The following is a 21,251-nucleotide window of genomic DNA, read 5'->3' as shown; positions in this document are numbered from 1 at the left end:
CGTTGGCGCGGAGCCGTGGGTGGCTGATGCCCCCAATGCCGCATTGGAGACGCTGAGCGTCTCCAATGCGGCATTGGGGGCATCGATCGCGAGAATCGGGGCGGATCCGCTTGCGGCGCACGACGTCCTGAAGGCCACCTTTAAGACATTGACCGTCTCAAAGGTGGCCTTCAGGACAACCTGAGCGGAGGTAGTATTGAGGAGAAGGACAAAAGTGGCGTCCTCGTGCTGTTTTCGGTGTCGGTCGCGACACTGTTGTCCAACCCGACCACCGTGAAGCCACACCAGCCATCCGGGGTGTCGCGAAGGCCACTTTCGCGACGTCTGATGTCCCGAAAGTGACTTTCGCGACACGGCCATTCGGCATCAGACGCGGCAAAGGACGCCTTCACCCCATCGCTAGCCTCGCCATGAACACGCCACCTTGACTTACCTCTCGATAACGGACCCCACATGCGCCATGGGGGCCTTCACGCGCTACCGGGACAGCCACGCGGGCCTAGGGCGTGTTTCATAAGCCATGTTCGCGGTCTTCGCGCCCAGGTGGCCCCTGACGGCACGGGCGGACGCGGCCGAGTACGACCCGGTACGAGGCCGATCCGCCCGCACCGCCAGGAACCACCTGGATCACGAAGCCCATCGAACAGACTTATGAAACACGCCCTAGCGCGGCAAGGACTCCAGGTGATCCGCCGCGGCCACGACTCCCCCGGCCGCCGCGAACGAAGCCCGCACCCGCGCGGCCGCCGCGGCATAGGCGGGCTCGGTCAGCACTTCGGTGATCGTGCCGCGGATGTCCGGCGCCTTCACGCGGTCGAAGCGCAGCCGCAGTCCCGCGCCCGCCGCCTCGACCTGCTGGGCCAGCATCGACTGGTCGTCCCGGATCGGCGCGATCACCAGCGGCAGCCCGGACGCGAGGGTTTCGCTGACGGTGTTGTGCCCGCCGTGGCAGATCACCGCCGCCGCCTTCCGCACCACTTCCGCCTGCGGGATCCGTTTGGCGATCAGCACTTCGTCGCTGATCAGTTCGCCGGTGGGGTCGACGACCAGGCCCTGGACCTCGGGCATCCCGGCGAGCGCGTCGACACATTCGGCCAGGAAACGGCGGCCGAGAGCGGCGTTGGCGGTGCCGAGGGTGGCGAGGACGAGTGGTCTGCCGTCGAGCCGGTCCCACGAGAACCCGACCGGGGGTGCCGGTGCCAGCGCCGGGCCGACGAAGCGGACAGCGCCCACGTCGGCGAGTGGTCCCGTCAGCGAGACGGTGGTGAAGGCGAGGACTAGGTGCGGGGAAAACCGCAGGTCGCCGCAGTCCACCTGGTGCCGGGTCCGCAGCTCTTCCTGGAGCTTGCCGACCCACGCGGCGATCTTCGGCATGGCGCTCAGCGGGTCACCGAGTTCGGTCGACGTCGACGCCGAGGTGACCCACGGCAAGGAGCGGCGGCTCGCCACCAGGGGGCCCGCGAAGGCCTGCTGATCGGCGATCACGACGTCGGGGCGGAAGGCGGACACCGCCTTGTCGACCCCGGGGACCATCGCGTCCGCGAGCGGGACCAGGTACTGCTCCCAGAGGAACTTCAGCGCGGCGAACCCTCGCAGGCCCTCCGGACGACGTTCGACGGCGAACTCCAGCGCGTCCGCCGCCGGGTACACCCGGCCCGCCCGCGTCAGCTCCGACGTCGTGGGTTCCGGACCGCACCAGGCGACATCGTGGCCACGGCCCACGAGTTCGGCGGCCACCGCGCGCAACGGGGCCACGTGCCCGGTGAGCGGCGGGACGACCAGCAGGAACCGGCTCATCCGCGCGGCCTCCCGTGCCGGGAGATCCAGTTCAGCAGCAGCTCACGGACCTCCCGGTGCTGCTCGACGAGCACCGAATGCCCCTGCCCCTCGAACACGTGCAACTCGCCACGGGGCAACAAGGACGTCAGCGCGTTGAGATCGTCGGCCTGGTATCCGTGACTGCCCAAAATGGACAATACGGGGCAGTCGATCCCCGCCACCTGGTCCAGGGTCAGCAACGGGCCGAGCGGGACCTCCTCGGCCATCGACGTGGACGTGATCCGCTCCGCCGCCATTCTCGCCAGCCGCCGGTGATGGGCGCTGTAGTTGGCCTCGATCCAGTCGAAACTCTCCTCGACCTTCAGGAATCGCACGGTGTGTTCGAGGATCTGCGCCATCTTGTCCGCCCACAGTTCGGTGGCGGGCTCCGACTCGATGCACACGATGCTGCGCACCCGTTCCGGTTTCGCCACCGCGTAGCTGTAGGCGAGGGTGCCGCCGAAACTGTTGCCCACCAGGTGGACCGGGCGATCGAGGTCGAGCTGGTCCAGCAGGTCGTCGAGGTCGGCGATGAAGTCCGCGATCGTGTACCCGCGCTCCGGGCGTTCGGTCTTCCCGTGCCCGCGCAGGTCGTAGCTGATCACGTCCACCCCGGCGGCGGCGACCGGCGGGGCGAGGGTGAGGTAGAAGCTCGCCAGGCTGTCGGTGCCCATGCCGTGCAGGAACACCACGGTCTCGGTGCCCCCGCCGGGCACGAGGTGCACGTTCGTGCGCAGCCCGTTGACGGTCATCGTCGGCACCGCTTCAGCCCCGTTCGCCGAGGCGGGCGGCGACGTAGTCCGCGATGTCGCCGACCCGGAGTTCGATCACGTCGTCGAGATCCTTCTCCGCGAGAAACTCCGCGAGGTTGACGTCCGCGCCGAAGAACTCGGCGAGGATGCTCGCGAAGGTCACCAGATCGATGCTCTCGAGCTGGAGATCCTCGTGGAAGGTGGTCTGCGGGGTGATCTCGATGCCGAGGACGTCGGTGTCCCCCACCAGTTCTCTCAGCAATTCGGCCACGGTACCGAAGACCGACGCCGGGCTCTGCTGTTCGATCGTCATGCTCTGCTCCTGTTCCTACCCGCGGTTCCAGGCCACCACGTGCCCCGGTATCCCGGCGAACTCCACCCCTGCGCCGATCTCCTCGGCCAGTCCCGCCAAATCGCCCTCGGCCCGGACCGCGATGCGGGGCGGCGTCGCGCCCCGTTCCCGGACCAGGGCGACCGCCACGTCTCCGACCGTCGCGACGGCCACTGCCAGCGGCGGCAGTTCCCGGCCGTGGACCCCGGTCACCGCGGTCCCGTCGGCGCTGACCCGGATTTCGGCCGGGTAGACGCCGTCCAGCCCGAGGTTCGCGCGCACGGCGTCCTTGATCGCGATCCGTTCCAGCAGCCAGCCGCGCTGCCGCCGCGGCGCGCAGGCGGCGAACTCGGCGCGTTCCTCCGAACCGAGATAGACGCCGGCGTAGATGTCCCGCGCGGCCGGGCTCGGCCACCGGTCGGTGACCAGTGCCCAACCGCCTTGGTGCGCTTCGGCGAGCCGGTGCCGGTCCGGAAAGGCGTAGACCCGGTGAGCGGGCCGGTCGCACGGGAAGCGGATGTCCCGCCACTGCTCGATCCTGGCCAGCACGGCGCCGTCCCGCACCAGTTCGGCGTCCATCTCCAGCACGTCCGGCCGGGGCAACCGGACCCGGACCACGCACCGCAACCGCGTGCCCGGCGCCGGTTCCGGGCCGTACCAGGTGATCCGGCCCATCGACGTCGGGAACGCCAGCAGCGCGTCCGCCTTGGTGGCCATCAGCCAGCAGCCCAGCAGCTGGCCGACGTTGTCCAGCAGCGCGCCGGGCGCCGACGGCACGACGAGGTCGCCGCGGATGTGCCGTTCGCCGAGCCCGATGAGCCTGGCGAGCCCTTGGTACGCGGGACCGTGGAACATCTCCCGGCGCGAGTAGATCTCGGCGGCGCTGAGCGGGGGCGCGGTCTCCGGCCCCGGCGGCGGGGACGGCCGGGGCGCCGTCGGATACCGCTGCGCCAGGTGGACGTCCATACTGGCGTGTGGTCCGATTTGGACACTGATCCGGTCGCCCTCGCGGGTCATCGACAGCGGGACACGCCGCGCGGGAGCGGCGATCAGCCACCGGGAGAACGCCGCGTTGCTCACGCCGGTCGCGACCGTCCCCGGCCAGGCCCGCTCCGCCGCCCGGCAGGCCAGGTCGACCAGGGTCGTCGCGGGGACGGTGGGCCGGAAATCCGCCTCGTCCGGCCAGTCCTCGCGCTGCCGGAAGAACCGGTGATCCACCAGATACGGCATCGCGGCGAGCGAGACGTCCACAGTGGACTCCACGGTGGACTCGGCGGACCTGCGCGCGGCCGCGTTGACGACGCTCGCCGCGGCCTGCCTGGTCTCGGCGAGCAGCGCGGTGAACTCCGCGACGATCACGTCCGGAACGCCGTCGGCCAGCTCGGGAACCGTGGTGTCGCCCTCGAACATGCCCTTGACGTCATTGTCGACCGAGAGCAGCGAGCCCGCCGTGTCGATCCGGGTCCGGCGCGGCTCCAGCGCGTCGAACGCGGGCCGTCCGCCCTCCACCCAGACCGCGGTGGCCACCCGGCGCAGCTGGGCGAGCCCGGGCTTGGTGCCGGACGATGCCGGGACGACCAGGTGCGGCCGCGCTCCCAGGGTGTCCGCCACGAACGAACCGACCTGACCGGCGCCCGCCTGCACGAAGACGCGGGCGCCGTCGGCGTAGAGGGCGTCGACGAGTTCCCGGAACCGGACCTTCCGAACCAGGTGGGCCAGGTACAGCTCGCGGACCTCCACCGGATCCGCGGGATACGGCCGGGCCGTGGTCGCCGACCAGACGGGGATCCGCGGCGCCTTCAGGTCCAGTTCCGCCGCGAGCCGGGTGAACGGGCCGAGCCGGGAACGCATCAGCGGGGTGTGGAACCCGGACCGGAAGGGCAGCGTCCTGGCGACGATGCCGTGCTGGGTGCACAGGCGCGCGAGCCGGGCCGCGGCCGCCGGGTCACCGCAGACGATCGTCTGCCGCGGCGCGTTCTCGTGGGAGACCATCAGTTCCGGTTCGGCGGCGAGCAGCGCGACCGCCCGCTCCGCGGAGCAGCCGAGTACCAGGAATTCGGCGTCCGGCAGGGTGAACCCCTGCGGCCAGTACCGGCTCAGCATGTCCTCTGTGGACTGTCCGGGGTACATCCCGGCCGCCTGCATCGCGGTCCACTCGCCGACACTGTGCCCGGCGAGCAGGTCCGGCATGATGGCGAGCCGCCGCAGCGCGGTGTCGAGCAGCAACCCGACCTGGGAAACGCTCGACGCGCGCGAAAGCACGCTCTCCGTCGACCATTCGGGCCGCTCCAGGCCGAAGTGCCGGGCGACGTCGGCGCAGCGCGGTTCCGCGTCCGCCTCCAGTCCCGGGTAGACGAACGCGGTCTTCGCACCGTGCTGCTCCAGCAAAGGTGCCGTACTGCACCAGATGTCGTTGGGCCCGTGCCAGGACCGGCCCTCGGCCGTGACCTTCGCGAGCACCCTCCGCGCGACCTCGAGCCGCTTTTCGGTCGGCCCGACGAGCCCGATCCGGCTCGGTCCGTGCCCGCCGGATTCCGGGTCCGGGCGGTCGAGCAGGGCGCGGAGTTCGTCCGGAGTGGACGCCGCGAGCCGCAGGATCCGCTCGGGCTCCCCGGTCACCTTGGCCCGGCGTGGCCGGGTGGGCGCCGGATCGGCCTCTTCCAGGATCACGTGCGCATTGACGCCGCCGAAACCGAAGGCGTTGACCGCCGCCCGGCGTGGCACGTCGCCCGCGGGCCAGCGCTCGGCTTCGGCCAGGACCCGGAACCGGGTCTTGTCCAGCAGCGGGCTCGGATCGGCGCAGTTCAGGGTCGGCGGCAGGACGGCGTGGTGCAGCGCGAGCGCCGCCTTGACCAGCCCGGCGGCACCGGCGGTCGGCATGGTGTGCCCGATCATCGCCTTCACCGCGCCGATCGCGGCACGGCGGCCTTCGGGCGGACCGAACACCTCGGCGAGGGTGGCCAGCTCGGCCGCGTCCCCGGTCGGTGTCGCCGTCCCGTGCGCTTCCAGCAGGCCGATCGCGCCGGGCGCCGTCGGATCGAGACCCGCCGACGCCCACGCGCGGCGCAGCGCCAGGGTCTGCCCGGACACCGCCGGACTGAGCAGGCTCGCGCCCTTGCCGTCGCTCGACGTCCCGGACCCGCGCAGCACCGCGTAGACCCGGTCGCCGTCGCGGCGCGCGTCGTAGAACCGTTTCAGCACGACGATCGCGGTGCCCTCGCCGATCAGCAGACCGTCCGCGTCCCGCGAGAACGGGCTGATCCGCTGGCTCGGGGACAGGGCGCCGAGCTGGGTGAACATCGACCAGAGCGTGTCGTCGTGGCAGTGGTGCACCCCGCCTGCCAGCACGACGTCGCAGCGGCGTCGGGCGAGTTCGCCGATCGCCTGGTCCACGGCCAGCAACGAAGACGCGCAAGCGGCGTCCACCGTGTACGCGGGGCCGCCGAGGTCCAGACGGTTGGCCACGCGTGACGCGGCGAGGTTCGGCACCAGCCCGATCGCGGTGTCGGGCCGGAACTCGCCGAGCGGTTCGAGCAACGCGTCCCGGAGCCTGTCGAGCATCTCCGGGCGCACCGACGGCAGGAGATCCCGGACCGCGCCGGTGATCTGACGGACCGACCGGACACGCTGATCGAATCGCTGGAGTCCGGGCGAGAGGTAGCCGCCCCTGCCGAGGATCACGCCCACGCGTTCGAGGTCACCCAGCCGACGCAAGCCACCCGCGTCGTCGACCGCGGCCGCGGCGACGGCCAGCGCGACCAGCTGATCCGGCTCCATCCCGGCGACGGAACTGGGCGCGATGCCCAGCGCCGTCGCGTCGAAGTCCAGGCTGTCGGCGACGAACCCGCCGCGCCGCCCGTAGGTACGGTCGGGAGTGCGGCCGTCACCGTCGTGGAAACTCGGATCCCAGCGGTGCGGCGGGATCTCGGTGATCGCGTCGGTGCCGGAAACGATGTTCTGCCAGTATTCGTCCACGGTGGACGCGCCGGGGAGGAACACTCCCATGCCGACGATGGCCACTTGTTCCTGGTTCACCACGGTCTGATTCACCACGTTCTTGTTCACCACAGTGACGCCGTGTACAGCACCGAGCGGACGTCGGCCGGGCCGTAGGCCAGCTCACGCAGCAGGGCGGCGGTGCCTTCGTCCGGATCGATCAGCGCGACCTCCCGGCGTTCGTACTCGCGCGCCAGTTCCGGCGACACCATGCCGGCGTGGTCGTCCGAGGGCGCCCAAGGTCCCCAGTGGACGGTCAGCGCCCGGCAGCCGGTGCGGTCCGCCCACTGCGCGCCGAGGGTCTCCAGCGCGTCGTTCGCCGCCGCGTAGTCGGTCTGCCCCCGGTTGCCGAGGACGGCGGCGATGCTGCCGAAGAAGGTCACGAACCCGGGCCGGACGCCGAAGTGCTCCAACGCGTCGAGCAAGGCCCGCGCACCGTCCACTTTGGTCCCGTAGACGGTGCGGAACGACTGCTCGTCCTTGTCCGCCATCAGCTTGTCGTCGATCACCCCGGCCGCGTGGACGACACCGTCGATGCGTCCGTATCGGGTGTGCAGATCCTTGACCACCTGCCGGACGGCGGCGCCGTCGCGCACGTCGAGCGACCGGTACGCCGCGGTACCGCCGGCCGCGCCGATCTGGTCGAGCGTCCTGGCGATCTCGCGCTGGGCCAGCACGGTGCGCACCCGGCGTTCGATGTCCACCAGCGAACCACCACGCGCGGCCAAGGCCGAACGCATCCCCTGCGCGTCGCCGGGGAGGTCTTCGTCGCCGGGTTCGGCGGGCCACGGCGTGCGCCCGGCCAGTTCGATCCGGCATCCGCTCGCCGCCAGCGCGACCGCCGCCCGCGCGGTGATCCCCCGGGCGCCGCCGATCAGCAGCAGTACCGAATCCGTCCCGAGTCCGAGCGCCTTGGTCTCCCCGCCGCCGGGACCCGCGCCGGCGTAGGCGATCGAACCGAGGGAGCCCGCGGAGGGCTCGAAGGACGCGCGCCCGGCGGTGTCGTACCGGACCGTGGCGGGTCCTTCGGCGATCACCTCCTCCAGCACGATCCGCGCGAGATCCACCGTGGATTCCAGCTCGACCAGCCTGGTCGGCTCACTCCGTTCCCGTGCCGCGGCACGGACGAGGCCGCGCAGCCCGGCGGTATGCCCGGAACCCGGCCTCGCCACCACGATCACCGCGCCCTTGGCCTCCTTGAGCAGGCCGAAGACCTGCGCCGCGACCGGTTCTTCCGCGTCCGACAACGGGTTCAGCACGAGGACGATGTCGGCCTCACTTCGCTCACCCGGTACAGCGCCCGCCTCGGTGAACACCACACGGACCGACTCGGCCAGCTCCTCCTGTCCTGGTTCGAAGCTCACCACGACCGTCTTGCCGCGCACCCTGGAGAGGTCGGGCGTGCCGAGCGGCGCGGGCACCCGGCTGAGCAGGTACCGGCCGGGCGCGCGGCCCGCCGGGGCTTCGGCGGGGGCCGGTGTCGCGGCGACCGGAGCCGCCGGTTCGAGCCACTTCCGCAGCCGTGTGGCCAGCGCGCTCGCCGTCCGGTCACGGCTGAGCTGGTCCTGGGCGTCGTCGTGCACCTGTCCGGTGAGCCCGAGCTTCGCCAGCAGCGAGCCCGCGATTTCGGTGCGCTTGATCGAGTCGATGGAAAGATCCGCTTCGAGGTCGAGATCGTCGTCGATCATCTCGGCCGGATAGCCGGTGCGTTCGCTGATCGCGCCGATCACGGTGGCCAGGACGTCGGTGACCGCGACTTCTTCCACGGCCGGTTCCGGGACGACGGGTTCCGCGGCGACGGCGGGCGCGCTCACTACCGGCGCCTCGACCGGCGGCGACAGCACCGGCGCGACCGGGGCCGCGGCGAGCGGCGCGGTGCCGAGGTACCCGAGCATCACGTCCCGTTGCGCCGCCAGCAGTTCGCGGCTGGTGCGGAGGAATTCGACGACGGCCTGGTCACGACCGGGCGCGGGCTGGTTCATGGTCGTCCTCGGGATTCGTCGGGCGGGCACGAGCCCATGGGCGGGGACCTCGCCGCCGGGCGCGCGGACGGTCTGCCCGTCCACGGTCCAGGCGGGCGCGGGAAGCGGGCCGACGCGGACGCGGCCGCGGAAAAGCCGTTCGGTGCGCACTTCGACGCCCGTGAGCGCCAGGCGCGCGAGCGCGGTGAGGAACCCTCGCAGCCCGGGGCCGCCGGGATCACACGCGACGACGGTGTGCGGCCGATCGCCGAGGATGTCTCTGGCCAGCCGGGAAAGCACCTGTCCCGGGCCCGCCTCGACGAAGGTGCGCGCGCCCGCCGCGTACATGTCCTCGATCAGCTCGACGAAGCGCACCGGTGAGCCGATCTGCGCGGACAGTCCCGCGCGCACCGTTCCGGCAACGTAGGGCCGGGCGGTGCGGTTCGACCACACCGGCGGGCCGGGCTCGCCGATCTCGGCGTTGTCGAGGTCGACGGCGAACACGTCGCTCGCCCCGGCCACCAGCGGACTGTGGAAGGCGCAAGCGACGGGGATCCGCTTGGCCCCGATCCCTTGCCCGCGCAGCGTGCGGACGGCCTCTTCGATGGCCTCCGTCGGTCCGGAAAGGACGGTCTGTGCCGGTGCGTTGTGGTTGGCCAGCACGACATCGGTCCGGTCGAGGGCGGCGGCCAGTTCCTCACGGGACGCCTTCACCGCGGCCATCGCCCCGGGGTCGGCGCCCGCGACTTCGGCGATCGAGCGAGCCCTCGCCCGGCTGAGCGCCACCAGGGTCGGGGTGTCGAACGCGCCGGCGACCGACAGCGCGGCCAGTTCGCCGTAGCTGTGCCCCGCCAGCAGATCCGGCCGGACCCCGAGATCGGCGAGCAACCGGCACACGGCCGACTCGACGAGCCCGAGCGCGGGCTGCGCGATCCGTGTGTCCTTGAGATCCTCGTCCTGCGCCGCGCGTGCCTCTTCGGCGAACGCGCGCGGCGGGAAGGTGGTCGCGGCGACGTCCGGAGCGAGCCGCAGGACCTCCGCCAGCTCGGGGAAGTGCACGAACAGGTCCGCCAGCATTCCGGTCTTCTGGCTGCCTTGGCCGGGGAACAGGAACGCGATCGCCCCGGCTTCGGTGTTCCCCGCGGTGAGCCCTCCCCCGTTCTCGGCGGCCTCGCGCAGGTCTTCGAGATCACTCGCGACGACGGCGAGGCGCACCGGCCCGGACCCGCCCCGTTCGGCTGCGAGAGCGGCGATCTCCCGCAGCGGACGGCCTTCATTGGCCGACAGCAGTTCGCGCAGCGCGGCGCGGGCACCGTCCACATCGGAACCCCGGACCAGGACCAGCTCGGCGTCCCAGTCACGCGGACCGTGCCGCCGGTCGGGCGGGACCCCGGGGGCGGCCAGCACCGCGTGGAAGTTGGTCCCACCGAACCCGAACGCACTCACTCCGGCGAACTCGCGTCCGTGTGGAACCGGCGTCGGCCGGGCGCCGGTGGAGAAGGTGAAGGGGCTGCTCTGCGCGTCCCAGGCGGGGTTCGGCCTGGTCAGGTGCAGCGTGGGCGGCACGACTTCGTGCCACAGCGCCAGCGCCGCCTTCATCAGGCCGGCCAGTCCCGCGGCGCATTTCGTGTGCCCGATCTGGCTCTTCACCGAGCCCAGCGCGCACGCGCCCGGTTCGGCGCCCGCGTCGAGGAAGAACTCGGTGAGCGTGGTCAGTTCGGTGGCGTCGCCGACGACCGTGCCCGTGCCGTGCGCCTCCACCAGCGAGACGTCCGCCGGGGACACTCCGGCGTCGCGGTAGGCCCTCGCCAGCGCTCGCCGTTGTCCCTCGGGGCGCGGTGCGGTGAGGCCGAGCGCCTTGCCGTCGCTGGCGGCGCCGACGCCCTTGACCACGGCGTAGACCCGGTCGCCGTCACGTTCGGCGTCGGCCCGCCGCTTGAGCACGAGGCAGGCGACACCCTCACCGAGCGCGATCCCGTCCGCCGCCGAGTCGAACGGGCGGCACCGGCCCGTCGGCGACAGCGCGCCCGCGGAGGTGAACATGAGGTAGTCGTTGACGCCGTTGTGCAGGTCGACAGCGCCGCACAGGACCATCGAGCTGGTGCCGGCCCTCAGTTCCTTCACCGCGAGGTCCAGCGCGGCCAGCGAGGAACCGCACGCGGCGTCCACGGTGTAGTTGGTGCCGCCGAGGTCGAGCCGGTTGGCGATCCGGCCGGAGATGACGTTGGCGAGGGTGCCGGGGAACGAGTCTTCGGTCAGTTCCGGCAGCTGCGCGAGCAGTTCTTCCGGGACGTCTTCGAGATAGCTGGGCAGCAACGCGCGCAGGACACCGGCGTTGGCCAGGTCTCCCCCGGCTTCGGCGCCGAAGATGACGCTGGTGCGCTCACGATCGAACCCGCCGTCGCCGTAGCCCGCGTCCTCAAGGGCACGCCGGGCAGTCTGCAACGAAACCAGCTGGGCCGGGTCGATACTGCCCATCGACTTCGGCGGGATGCCGTACGCGAGCGGGTCGAAGTCCACCGGTGGCAGGAAGCCGCCCCATTTGGACGTCGACTGGTCCGCGTAGACCTCGGTGTCCCAGCGCTGATCCGGCACCTCGGTGACGGCGTCCGCGCCGCGCAGGATGTTGGACCAGAAGGAGGGAAGGTCGGGAGCACCGGGGAACACGCACGCCATGCCGACAATGGCGACGTCACCGTCCACAACGGACTCTCCGGGCGGGGTGCGGGCGGCGAGCAGTTCCGCCGCGCCGTCGGTGACTTCACGGTGCAGGGCGGCGATGTCGGTGCGCCGCTCTCGCAGGACCGTCACCTGCCCGGCCATGTACATCCCCTCGGCAAGCTGGCCGAAAGTGTCGACCTCGACGAGGGCTTCGCCTTCTCGCCGGATCCCCTTGCTCGCGATCCGCAGCCGCCCGGTGTTGAGCTCCTCCAGCCGTTGCCAGCTCTCCTGCGGCGGGATCCCGTCCGCGCGGAGCCCGGCCTTCAGCGCGGCGAACTCGTCGGTGTACGGACTGGGCAGGCAGCGGGTGAGATGGCCGGGCGCGGTCTCCAGCGTGACCGTGGACCGGGCGTCGAGCACCCGGTCCTGGAAGACCTCGGTGATGGCGCCGTGGGTCACGGCTTCCTCGGTGAACAGGTACGCGGTGCCCATCAGGACACCGATTCCCGTGAGCGGTTCCGCCATCGCGGCGACCATCGCGGCGGACCGGGCGTCGTGGATCCCGCCCGCGAACAGCACTTCGACGTCCTTGGCGCCCTGTTCACGCAGGACGTCCAGTTGCTGCTCCCACAGCACGAAACTCGACCGCGGGCCGACGTGCCCACCGCATTCGGCGCCTTCGAAGACGAACCGGCGGATCCCGGCGTCGAGGAACTGCCGCAGGAGGATCGGTGACGGCACGTGGAGGAAGGTCGCGATCCCGTCGGCCTCCAGGGCCTTGGCCTGCGCGGGTTTCCCGCCCGCGATCAGCACGCACCGCGGGCGCGCGGCCCGGACCGCCGCGAGCTGTTCGGCGCGCAAGTCCTCCGGGACGAAGCCGAGGATGCCCGCGCCCCAAGGTCGTTCGCCGAGCGCTTCGGCGGTGCGGCCGAGCAGTTCGGCGGTCTTGGCGCCGTTCGCGGTGGCCACCGCGACGAACGGGAACCCGTCGTGCCCGGCGACGGCGGCGGCGAAACCGGGCTGGTCGCTCACCCGCGTCATCGGTCCTTGCACGACCGGCAAGCCGGTGCCCAGCGTGCGGCACAGTCGCGCGCCTTGCTCCATGGGGCTCGCCGACGACGGGGTGGCGAGCGAGCGCACGACCGTCCGGACAGCGCTTTCAGCGTCCTCGAAGCGGTTCGCCAGCAACGCCGCGAGCCCGTCGTCGGCCCTGGCGAGTTCGTTCCGTGCCGCCGCGGAGACGTCGGCTTCCGGGAACAGGCCGAGACCGTCGAGCACCACGCCCGCCGCGCCCCCGGCGATCGCGGCCACCGCCGTACGCGGCCCGATGCCGCCGTACGCCCACACGGGGACGTCCTCGCCGAACCGCTCCAGCAACCGCTGCAGGAGGACGAACGTGGTGAGATCCGAACCGCCCGCCTCGGCGCCCTTCGCGACCAGACCAGAGGCGCCGGCGTCGAGCATCCGGACGGCCTGCTCGACGCCGGTCACCTCGGCCAGCACGGGGACGTCGCCCCTGCCCTGCCAAACTGCCCCTTCGGCCAGCAGGGCGAGCCCCGCACCGCTTTCGCGCACCTCTTCGTACCGCACGTGGCGGCCCGCTGGGATCCGCACCCCGAACGGGAATCCTCTGTCCACTATGGACCCGGTGCGCGCGAGATCCAGGACGCCGAGACCGCCTCCCCTGGCGACGGCGGCCGCCAGCCCCGGATCCGGACGTCCGAGCGGGTTGACGCCGAGTACCCGCGTGCGCGCCGTCGCATGACTCACCGGCGGACCTCCTGTTCGGCTGGGCTGGTCGAACCTCGCCGGGTTCGGCGATCTTCAGCGGGATTCCCAAGAAATAACCTACTTGCCGCAGAGAGCGCAATACTCTCGCGTGAAAACTCGAAAAACAAGGGAACGCGTGCTAAAGTCCGGCGCCGGAAACAAATATGTCGACACAGTCAGAACAAGCCGCTGACCTGCACTTTTATCACTCGCATTCCAGATTTCGGCAAAGCGCCGCTCACCGGCGTAACAAAACAGAAGAATTGTCATCGAATGCAGTATCGATAACCATGGAGCGCATGTGGAAGTGACAGGACGAGTCGTCGTGCTGACCGGCGCGGCACACGGAATCGGCGCCGCCATGGCCCGGCGGTTCGCCGCCGAGGGCGCCGCCGGAGTGGTGGTCTCCGACCTCGACCTCGACGCGGCGGAGAAGGTCGTCGCCGGGATCACGGCCGCCGGCGGTGCCGCGATCGCGCGTCACGCCGACGCGTCGTCCAAAGAGGACTTGAAGATGCTGGTGACCGAGGCGCGCACGGAGTTCGGTCCGGTGGACCTGTTCTGCTCCAACGCGGGTGCCGCGTTCGGGACGGGCGTGCACGCCGCCGACGAGCAATGGTCGCGTTCTTGGGCGATCAACGTCATGCAGCATGTGCACGCCGCACAGGTCGCGCTTCCCGCGATGTTGAGCCGGGGCCAGGGATATCTGCTGATCACGGCCTCGGGCGCGGGCCTGCTCGGCACCCCCGGCGACGCGCCGTACTCGGTGACCAAACACGCGGCCGTCGGGCTCGCCGAATGGCTGGCCATCACCTACCGGCCGCGTGGGGTGCAGGTCAGCGCACTGTGCCCGCTCGGCGTGCGGACCGCGTTGCTGGAACCGGGGATCGCAGCCGGGCACCCCGCCGCCCTCGCGATCGCCGCCGCGGCACCGCTGCTGGAACCGGAGGACGTCGCGGAATCGGTCATCCACGGCCTGGCGTCGGAGGAGTTCCTGATCCTGCCGCACGAATCGGTACGGGAGACCTACGCGCGCAAGGCGGCGGGTCTCGACGCCTGGATCGACCGCACCATCCTAGAAACCGGCGCGCGGAAGAGGTGAGCATGGACCACCGCAGGCTCGGCGCGAGCGGGCTGTCCGTCAGCGAGATCTCGTACGGCAACTGGCTCACGCACCCCGACGGCGCCGAGTGCGTCCAGGCCGCGCTCGACGCGGGCATCACGACCTTCCACACCGCCGCGGCCTGGGACGGCGGCGCCGCCGAAGAGAATCTCGCCGCCGCGCTGAGCGCCGCCCGCCGCGACGATCTCGTCCTGTGCACCGGCGTGTTCTGGCCCGAAGGCCCGGGCCTCAACGACGCCGGCCTCAGCCGCAAGCACCTGACCACGTCGCTGCACGGATCGCTGCGGCGCCTGCGCACCGACTACATCGACGTCTACCAGTTGCTGCGGTTCGACTACCGCACGCCGCTCGAGGAGACGTTCCTCGCGCTGTCGGATCTGGTGCGGCAAGGGAAGATCCTCTACGCCGGTACCGCGGAATGGACGGCGGAACAACTGCTGGAGGCGCGGCCGATCGCCGAGCGGCTCGGCGTCCCGCTCATCGCCAACCAGCCGCACTACTCGATGCTCTGGCGGGTCGCCGAGGCCCAGGTGATGCCGGTGTGCGAACGCTCTGGGATCGGACAGTTCGCTTCGGTGGCCCTCGCGCAGGGCGTGCTGACCGGCAAGTACCGGCCGGGCGAGATCCCGCCGGACTCGCGGGGCGCGAGGGTGGGCGAGGCCCGGCCGCTGCTCTTCCCGGACCTCCTCGAACGCGTCGGCATGCTGCGCGGCGTCGCCGACGACGCCGGACTGACCATGGCTCAGCTGGCGCTCGCTTGGACGTTGCAGCACAACACCGTCGCCTCGGTGGTGACCGGGGCGAGCACCGCCGCCCAGGTGACCGAGAACGCGAAGGCGTCCGGCGTGGTCCTGGACCTCGACGTGCTGACACGGATCGATCAGCTGCTGGGCAGCTTCATCCAGACGGATCCGCGGCTGACCTGGTCGCCACCCGCGACCGCCTGACCTACGGCGTCGGTACAGCTGGTCGTGAGTGGTAAGTGTCGTTAGAACGACACTTACCACTCACGACCACCCCGGCCCAGTGCGGTCCGCAGGATGGCCTCGAACCGGTCCGCCGTCGGCGGTTCGTCGCGCAGCAATCCCTGCAGCAGCAACCCGTCCACCAGCCCGACCAGCATCTCGACCCGCACCGGATCGTCGGTGTGACGGCGCGCGAAGGACGCCAGGGCCGCCATCCAGCGATCGGTCGACTCGCGGAGTCTCGGCTCCCGCGCGGCGAGCAGGTACAGCTCGTACTCCGCCAGCAGGTGCCCGGGTTCCGCGGCCACGCGGGCCAGCAGTGCCGCGAATTTCGGCAGGGCGTCTCCGCCGGGTTCCGCGGCGAGGACGCGCATCCGCTCGGCGTCTTCGTCCATGCACCGGGTGAGCGCGGCGGTCAGCAGGTCTTCGATCCCCTGGAAGTGGTACGCGGCCGCCGTCGCGGGCAGCCCCGCCTCACGGGCGACGGTGCGGTGACTGACGCCCGACACCCCGTCCCTCGCGACGACGCGCAGGGTGGCCTCGATCAGTTCCCGTTTGCGTTGCTCACCTTTGGCGAGGCGGCCGTCGGCGATCGGCTCGTTCAGCATGCCGCCTCCTCACGGATCGTGGTCTTCCTGGTCAGGAGAGGATACGAGAGCAGGGCGATCAGGATGATCAAGCCACCGGCGACCACCGCGACGGCGAATCCGCCGTCCGCGCCGTAGCGGTCGACGGCCTCTCCCGACACCGCGGCGCCCAGGGCGACGCCGATGCTGAGACCGGTGATCGCCCACGTCATCCCCTCGGTCAGTTTCTCCGCCGGGACGACCTTCTCGATCATCCCCATGACGACGATCATCGTGGGAGAGAAGAACAATCCGGCGACGAAGACCACCACGCACAGGCCGGCGATACCGTCCACGGCCAGCAGCGGCACCGCGCTCGCGGCCGTGCCCGCGGTGCCGATCAGGAGCAACCGGGGCGGGGCGACGGTCAGTTTGAGCGTCCCGAAGGCCAGTCCGGAGATCGCGGAGCCCACCGCGTAGACCGAGACGACGATGCCCGCCGCCGACGGCGACCCGACGGCACCCGCGAACGCCACGCTGACGACGTCGACCGTGCCGACGATGACACCGCCCGCGACGAGCGTCAGCACCAGCACCCGCACCGCGCCCAGCCGGATCGCCGAACTTCCCGCCGATCCGCTCGGCGGCAGGACGCGCGGTTCCGTCTCTCGCCGCGAGACGAACAGCAGCACCCCGACGGCGAGGAACACCACGGCGAGCAGCGGTCCCGCTTCGGGAAAGACGATGGTGCACAACGCCACCGACAGCGCGGGCCCGATGACGAACGTCAGTTCGTCGACCACGGATTCCAGCGCGAACGCCGTGTGCAGCCGGGGCGAGCCGCGGTAGAGCCCCGACCAGCGGGCCCGGACCATCGCCGCCATGCTGGGCATGAATCCGCCGAGGACCGCGCACACGAACAGCGTCCAGTCCGGCGCCCCGAACCGGGCGCAGAGTAGCAGCGCGCCGATCGCCAGCACGCTGATTCCCGTCACCGGCATCAGGATCCGGCTCTGCCCCCGGCGATCCACCAGCCGCGAGACCTGCGGCCCGAGCAGTGCCATGGACAACGTGAACGCCGCCGAGACCAGTCCGGCGAGACCGTAGTCGCCGCGTGTCCGCGCCAGCATGGTGATGATCCCGATCCCCATCATGGGGACCGGAATCCTGGCGAGCAGGCCCGCGGCGGAGAAGGCGAGCGAACCCTTCGCGGAGAACAGCTCTCGGTACTGGCCTGCCACGACACACTCCATAACTTGAACAGTCGTTACATTTTGAACACTCGTTTCACTTTATACACGTGACCCGTGACGAGCGCGAGCGCCTCGTCCAACCCTGCCGTCTCGCCGTCGGGCGCGGCCCAGGCGACGTAGCCGTCCGGCCTCACGAGGAAGACCGAACCGGCGTCCACCGCCAGAAGCGCGCGACCGTCCTCGGACACCAGCGGCACTGGAGCGAACCGGCCCACGAGCGGATGGCCGGAGCCCGGCGCGTAGTCGATGTCGGTCCCGTTCCCCATCGCGATGAAATGCCGTTTGGCCGCCGGGATCCCCAGCGTCTCCTCCACCACTTCCCGGAGCGCGGCGACCTGCGGGCCGGGCCGCATCAGCGCGACCTGCGCGCGGGTGTTGCGCAGGACCCGCTCCCCTACCGGGTGCCGCTCCGCGGTGTAAGTGTCCAATAAGGACTCCGGCGCGCCGCCCCGCACCACCAGACCCAGCTTCCAGCCGAGGTTCATCGCGTCCTGAAGACCGAGGTTCAACCCCTGGCCGCCGATCGGTGAGTGCACGTGGGCGGCGTCGCCCGCCAGGAGAATGCGACCCTGCCGATAAGTGGCCGCCTGGCGCGTGTTGTCACTGAAGCGGATCCCCCCGTCCAGCCTGGCGATCGTCACATCGACTCCACTGACGCGGCCGATGCTCGCCCGCATCTCCTCGGCCGTCAGCGGCGCGTCCCGATCGTCCGGCCCGCCGTCGAACTCCATCGTGGAGATCTCCCCCGGGACCAGCGACAGGTTCACCATCCCGCCGGGGCCGTGCATGGACGACTTCACCGCGCCAGGATCGGCGAGTTCGGCCGAGGCGATGCGCCCGGTCATCGTCGGGCCCGTGCCGGGGAACGCGATCCCGGCCCGCTTGCGCACGACGCTGCGACCGCCGTCGCACCCCACCAGGTAGGCCGCCCGTTCGGACCGGCCGTCGGCGAGCACGGCACGGACCGCGTCGTCCTCCTGGACGACGTCGACCACCTCGCGGCCCGCGTGGATCCGCACGCCAAGCCCGGCCGCCCACTCGGCGAGGACCCTTTCCAGCACATGCTGTTTGAGGATGAACCCGCCTGCCGCACCCTGCGGGACCTCGTCCTCGACGAGCGGCAATCCGGCGAAGTGCCCCCTGGAGCGCCCTCCGTTCAACTGCCGCGCAAGCCCGGACATCTCGCCTTGCGCCTTCGAGAACGCCTCGGTCAGGCCACGCAGCCGCAAGGACTGCGAGGTGCGGCCGTTGATCCCCCGCAGCCCGAAACTCCGGTTCCGGCGGACGGACCCGTCTGCCGACTCCAGGACGAGCGGATCGGCTCCGGCCAGCCGGAGCTCTCCTGCCAGCAGCAGACCGACCGGTCCCCCGCCCACGATGATCACGTCGTTCACGACACCCCCGTATTTACAGCGTATATTTACACCGTAAATATGATAGATACACCGTAAACCTGTCAAGCGAAGGGCGTGAGATGACGCGGAGAGAACCGTTGAACCGGGAGAAGGTCCTGGACGCGGCGCTCGCCCTGGCCGCCGAAGAGGGCCTCAAGGGGCTTTCGATGCGGAAGCTCGCCAAGACGCTCGGCGTCGAAGCGATGGCGCTGTACAACCACGTGCAGAACAAGACCGACATCCTCGACGGCCTCGCGGAACGCGTCTACGGCGGCATCGAGCGCGCGGACCCGGATTCGCCGTGGCCGGAACGAGTGCGGGTCACCGCGCTCAACATCTATCGCGCGCTCGCCCGGCATCCGGTCGTGCCGATGGCGCTGGCCACCGACGAGGCCAACCCGAAATCACTGCGAGCCCTGCAACCGCTCGACGATCTCATCGGCGCGCTCTATGAAGCCGGTTTCGACGACGACGGCGTCCGCCAGACCTTGGGCGCGCTGAACAGTCTCATCTTCGGCTCCCTGCTGCTGACGACCGTCGGCTTCACCATGCCGCGCCGCGGCGAATCCGAACGGGAACAGGCGGATCACTACCTCAGGCGAGTCGACCCCGAGGTCCTGCCCCATTTCAGCCGCGCGATACCCGCGTTGAGGTCCGCCGATCCCGAACGGGACTTCGTCCGGGCGCTGGAACTGCTGATCAACGGCCTTGTCGCGGCCGCAGCATCGGAACCAGGAACCGCCTAGCCACTTCGCGGACCTGCTCGTCGTCGTCGAGATCGACGACCTGGCTGGGAGTGACCAGGAACGACGCGGAGACCCGGGTCATCAGTTCGGCGACGAGTTCGACGTCGACGTCTTCCGAGACGTTGCCCGCCTGCTGCTCGCGGCGGAGCTGCCCCGCGACGAACCGCTGGACCGTCGCCAGGGTGTTGCCGCCGTCGCTGACCATCGACGGGACGAGCACGTCGGGCTCGACGGCCATCAGCCCGCCGATCAGCGGGTTGTGCCGGATCGCCCGCAGCGCGCTGGCGAAGCCGAGCACGACCCGGTCCGCGGCGGTTTCAGCCTGCTGGATGTCCAGCAGGAACTGGTCGAAGTAGCGCCGGAACTCGCGCCGCACGACCTGTTCGACCAGGGCGTCCTTGGTGGCGAACCGGCGGTAGGCGGTGATCCGCGAGACGCCGGCCCGCCGCGCGACGTCCTCCATGGTGGACCGCCGGATCCCTATCCGGCAGAACTGCTCGTAGGCGGCGTCGAGCAGCCGGAGCGCGATCGCGTCGCCCTCCTCGGCGCGTTCGAGCGCGTCGGTGAGCGCGCGCTCCAGCAAAGAATCCGGGTCTGGTGTCTTCGCGGCGATTGTGCTCTCCTTGAGATACGCGGTTGCACTACTTGTATCACAGTATCAATCCGCAGGTCCGGGACTCAAGGAGGAGTACTGGCGCATGACCGAACTCAATCGACGCAAGATGCTGATCGTCAGTGGCGGAGCGACCCTGCTGGGGGCCATGGGGATGGCCCAGCCCGCCTGGGCGTGGAGTCCGAGCGGTTCGGTGGCCGGCGCGGGGGCGGGCACCGATCCGAAATGGGTGTGGGACGCCGAAGCCGATCCGGTGGTCGCCGCGGTCCTCGACCGGGGGCAGGTCGCAGAGGTCAACCGCGCGCTGCGGACCTGGACCAGGAACGACCAGCCGACGCCGTCCGGGCTCCCACCGGACCTGCGGGAGTTCGTCGAGTACGCGCGACGGCTCCCATCGTGGGCCGATCAGTCCATTTTGGACAAAGCGGCGGATTTCATGAAGGTCAGCGGGCGCTTCGTCAACCTGCTGAACGGACTCGGCGGCGGGATGCTGAGCACCGCCATCCCGAACGAGGCCAGGGCGGTCTACTACTCCAAGGGCGGCGCGGACATGAAGGACCGCGTCGCGAAGACGGCCAAACTCGGCTACGACGTCGGTTCGCTCAACGCTTACCGGCCCGACGGCCAGATGATCGTCTCGGCGGTGAAGACCCGCCTGGTGCACGCCGCCGTCCGGCATCTGCTGCCGCAGTCACCGCACTGGCAGCAGGGAATCCCGATCAGCCAGAACGACATGCTGGTCACCTGGCACACACTGCCGACCTACACGATGCGCAAGCTGACCGACTGGCGCGTCCGCGTCTCCCCCGCGCATTCGGCCGCGTACCTGCACATCTGGCAGGTGACCGGGCATATGCTCGGGATCGGCGACGAGTACCTGCCGTCGACTTGGGACGCCGCCTACGCGCAGTCCACGCAGGTGCTGGACCCGGCGATGGGACCGACCCGCGAGGGTGTCGAACTCACCGACATCCTCCTGGACATGCTCGCCGAGCAGACCAGCCCGGGCGGCGCCGACCGGCCGATGGTCAACGCGCTGGCCCGCCACGTCGTCGGTGACCGGGTCTCCGAGTGGAACGGCATCCCGCGCGAGCGGATCTGGGACCCGCTGATCGGCACCGCGTTCCCGGCGCTGGTGGCGTTCCACGAGAAGCTCATCCCGCTGCCGCTGGTGCCGCCGGTCGCCTGGGTGCTGGACGAGGCGATCCGGCGGTACATCCGGCTGTGGCTCTCGGAAGGCAGGCCGGTGCACATCGAGATCCCGGACATGAACCGGCCTTCTTGAGCGGGTCGCCGGTGCTA

The 21,251-nt window shown here is 70.7% G+C and carries 14 protein-coding genes; 5 read left to right on the top strand and 9 right to left on the bottom strand.

The window, feature by feature from the left end; genetic code table 11:
* Positions 1-19: 19 nt before the first annotated feature.
* Complete coding sequence (locus ACZ5IK_RS22465; RefSeq protein ID WP_465489421.1) at positions 20-184, top strand: hypothetical protein; 165 nt, start codon at positions 20-22, stop codon at positions 182-184.
* Positions 185-663: 479 nt separating this feature from the next.
* On the opposite strand, the gene ACZ5IK_RS22460 is transcribed toward ACZ5IK_RS22465, so the two are convergent.
* Genes ACZ5IK_RS22460 through ACZ5IK_RS22440 form a run of 5 tightly spaced genes read right to left on the bottom strand, consistent with a single transcriptional unit; the run spans position 664 to position 13,289 of the window.
* Complete coding sequence (locus ACZ5IK_RS22460) at positions 664-1,797, bottom strand: glycosyltransferase (RefSeq protein WP_465489420.1); 1,134 nt, start codon at positions 1,795-1,797, stop codon at positions 664-666.
* Complete coding sequence (locus ACZ5IK_RS22455; RefSeq protein ID WP_101608574.1) at positions 1,794-2,579, bottom strand: alpha/beta fold hydrolase; 786 nt, start codon at positions 2,577-2,579, stop codon at positions 1,794-1,796. The genes ACZ5IK_RS22460 and ACZ5IK_RS22455 overlap by 4 nt, the downstream gene beginning before the upstream one ends.
* 4 nt (positions 2,580-2,583) lie before the next feature.
* Complete coding sequence (locus ACZ5IK_RS22450; RefSeq protein ID WP_465489419.1) at positions 2,584-2,883, bottom strand: phosphopantetheine-binding protein; 300 nt, start codon at positions 2,881-2,883, stop codon at positions 2,584-2,586.
* Positions 2,884-2,898: 15 nt separating this feature from the next.
* A complete protein-coding gene (locus tag ACZ5IK_RS22445) occupies positions 2,899-6,939 on the bottom strand; it encodes a beta-ketoacyl synthase N-terminal-like domain-containing protein (RefSeq protein WP_465489559.1) in 4,041 nt (1,346 codons plus the stop codon).
* A 23-nt stretch (positions 6,940-6,962) separates the two neighbouring features.
* Positions 6,963-13,289, bottom strand: coding sequence for an SDR family NAD(P)-dependent oxidoreductase (locus tag ACZ5IK_RS22440; RefSeq protein ID WP_465489418.1), 6,327 nt, complete (start codon positions 13,287-13,289; stop codon positions 6,963-6,965).
* A 301-nt stretch (positions 13,290-13,590) separates the two neighbouring features.
* On the opposite strand from ACZ5IK_RS22440, the gene ACZ5IK_RS22435 reads away from it, so the two are divergent.
* Positions 13,591-14,391: an SDR family oxidoreductase gene (locus ACZ5IK_RS22435; RefSeq protein ID WP_101608577.1), complete on the top strand. Its 801-nt coding sequence runs from the start codon at positions 13,591-13,593 to the stop codon at positions 14,389-14,391.
* A gap of 2 nt (positions 14,392-14,393) precedes the next feature.
* Positions 14,394-15,359: an aldo/keto reductase gene (locus tag ACZ5IK_RS22430; RefSeq protein WP_465489417.1), complete on the top strand. Its 966-nt coding sequence runs from the start codon at positions 14,394-14,396 to the stop codon at positions 15,357-15,359.
* A gap of 53 nt (positions 15,360-15,412) precedes the next feature.
* Here ACZ5IK_RS22430 and ACZ5IK_RS22425 read toward each other — a convergent pair whose 3' ends face one another.
* From ACZ5IK_RS22425 to ACZ5IK_RS22415, 3 genes are read right to left on the bottom strand one after another with little or no spacing between them, the layout of a single operon-like run.
* Positions 15,413-15,985, bottom strand: coding sequence for a TetR/AcrR family transcriptional regulator (locus tag ACZ5IK_RS22425; RefSeq protein WP_465489416.1), 573 nt, complete (start codon positions 15,983-15,985; stop codon positions 15,413-15,415).
* Complete coding sequence (locus tag ACZ5IK_RS22420) at positions 15,979-17,184, bottom strand: MFS transporter (RefSeq protein ID WP_465489415.1); 1,206 nt, start codon at positions 17,182-17,184, stop codon at positions 15,979-15,981. Before ACZ5IK_RS22420 ends, ACZ5IK_RS22425 begins: the two co-directional genes overlap by 7 nt.
* A gap of 26 nt (positions 17,185-17,210) precedes the next feature.
* A complete protein-coding gene (locus ACZ5IK_RS22415; RefSeq protein WP_465489414.1) occupies positions 17,211-18,590 on the bottom strand; it encodes an FAD-dependent monooxygenase in 1,380 nt (459 codons plus the stop codon).
* A gap of 80 nt (positions 18,591-18,670) precedes the next feature.
* On the opposite strand from ACZ5IK_RS22415, the gene ACZ5IK_RS22410 reads away from it, so the two are divergent.
* On the top strand, positions 18,671-19,336 hold the full coding sequence (locus ACZ5IK_RS22410) for a TetR/AcrR family transcriptional regulator C-terminal domain-containing protein (protein WP_465489413.1): 666 nt from the start codon (positions 18,671-18,673) through the stop codon (positions 19,334-19,336).
* Here the strand turns inward: ACZ5IK_RS22410 and ACZ5IK_RS22405 are convergent.
* Positions 19,290-19,919, bottom strand: a complete 630-nt coding sequence (locus ACZ5IK_RS22405; RefSeq protein WP_465489412.1) for a TetR/AcrR family transcriptional regulator — start codon at positions 19,917-19,919, stop codon at positions 19,290-19,292. The genes ACZ5IK_RS22410 and ACZ5IK_RS22405 overlap by 47 nt on opposite strands.
* A 115-nt stretch (positions 19,920-20,034) precedes the next feature.
* Here ACZ5IK_RS22405 and ACZ5IK_RS22400 point away from each other — a divergent pair, with 115 nt between their 5' ends.
* Positions 20,035-21,234, top strand: a complete 1,200-nt coding sequence (locus tag ACZ5IK_RS22400) for an oxygenase MpaB family protein (protein WP_465489411.1) — start codon at positions 20,035-20,037, stop codon at positions 21,232-21,234.
* Positions 21,235-21,251 lie beyond the last annotated feature (17 nt).

The organism is Amycolatopsis sp. NPDC031561 (assembly GCF_055580625.1).
The sequence above is the reverse complement of the archived record's forward strand: the minus strand, read 5'-3'. Positions and strand labels throughout refer to the sequence as shown.

Coding starts and splice junctions, on each gene's coding strand:
- ACZ5IK_RS22460 (WP_465489420.1), bottom strand. CDS start 1,797: ATGAGCCGGTTCCTGCTGGTCGTCCCGCCGCTCACCGGGCACGTGGCC.
- ACZ5IK_RS22450 (WP_465489419.1), bottom strand. CDS start 2,883: ATGACGATCGAACAGCAGAGCCCGGCGTCGGTCTTCGGTACCGTGGCC.
- ACZ5IK_RS22430 (WP_465489417.1), top strand. CDS start 14,394: ATGGACCACCGCAGGCTCGGCGCGAGCGGGCTGTCCGTCAGCGAGATC.
- ACZ5IK_RS22425 (WP_465489416.1), bottom strand. CDS start 15,985: ATGCTGAACGAGCCGATCGCCGACGGCCGCCTCGCCAAAGGTGAGCAA.
- ACZ5IK_RS22410 (WP_465489413.1), top strand. CDS start 18,671: ATGACGCGGAGAGAACCGTTGAACCGGGAGAAGGTCCTGGACGCGGCG.
- ACZ5IK_RS22400 (WP_465489411.1), top strand. CDS start 20,035: ATGACCGAACTCAATCGACGCAAGATGCTGATCGTCAGTGGCGGAGCG.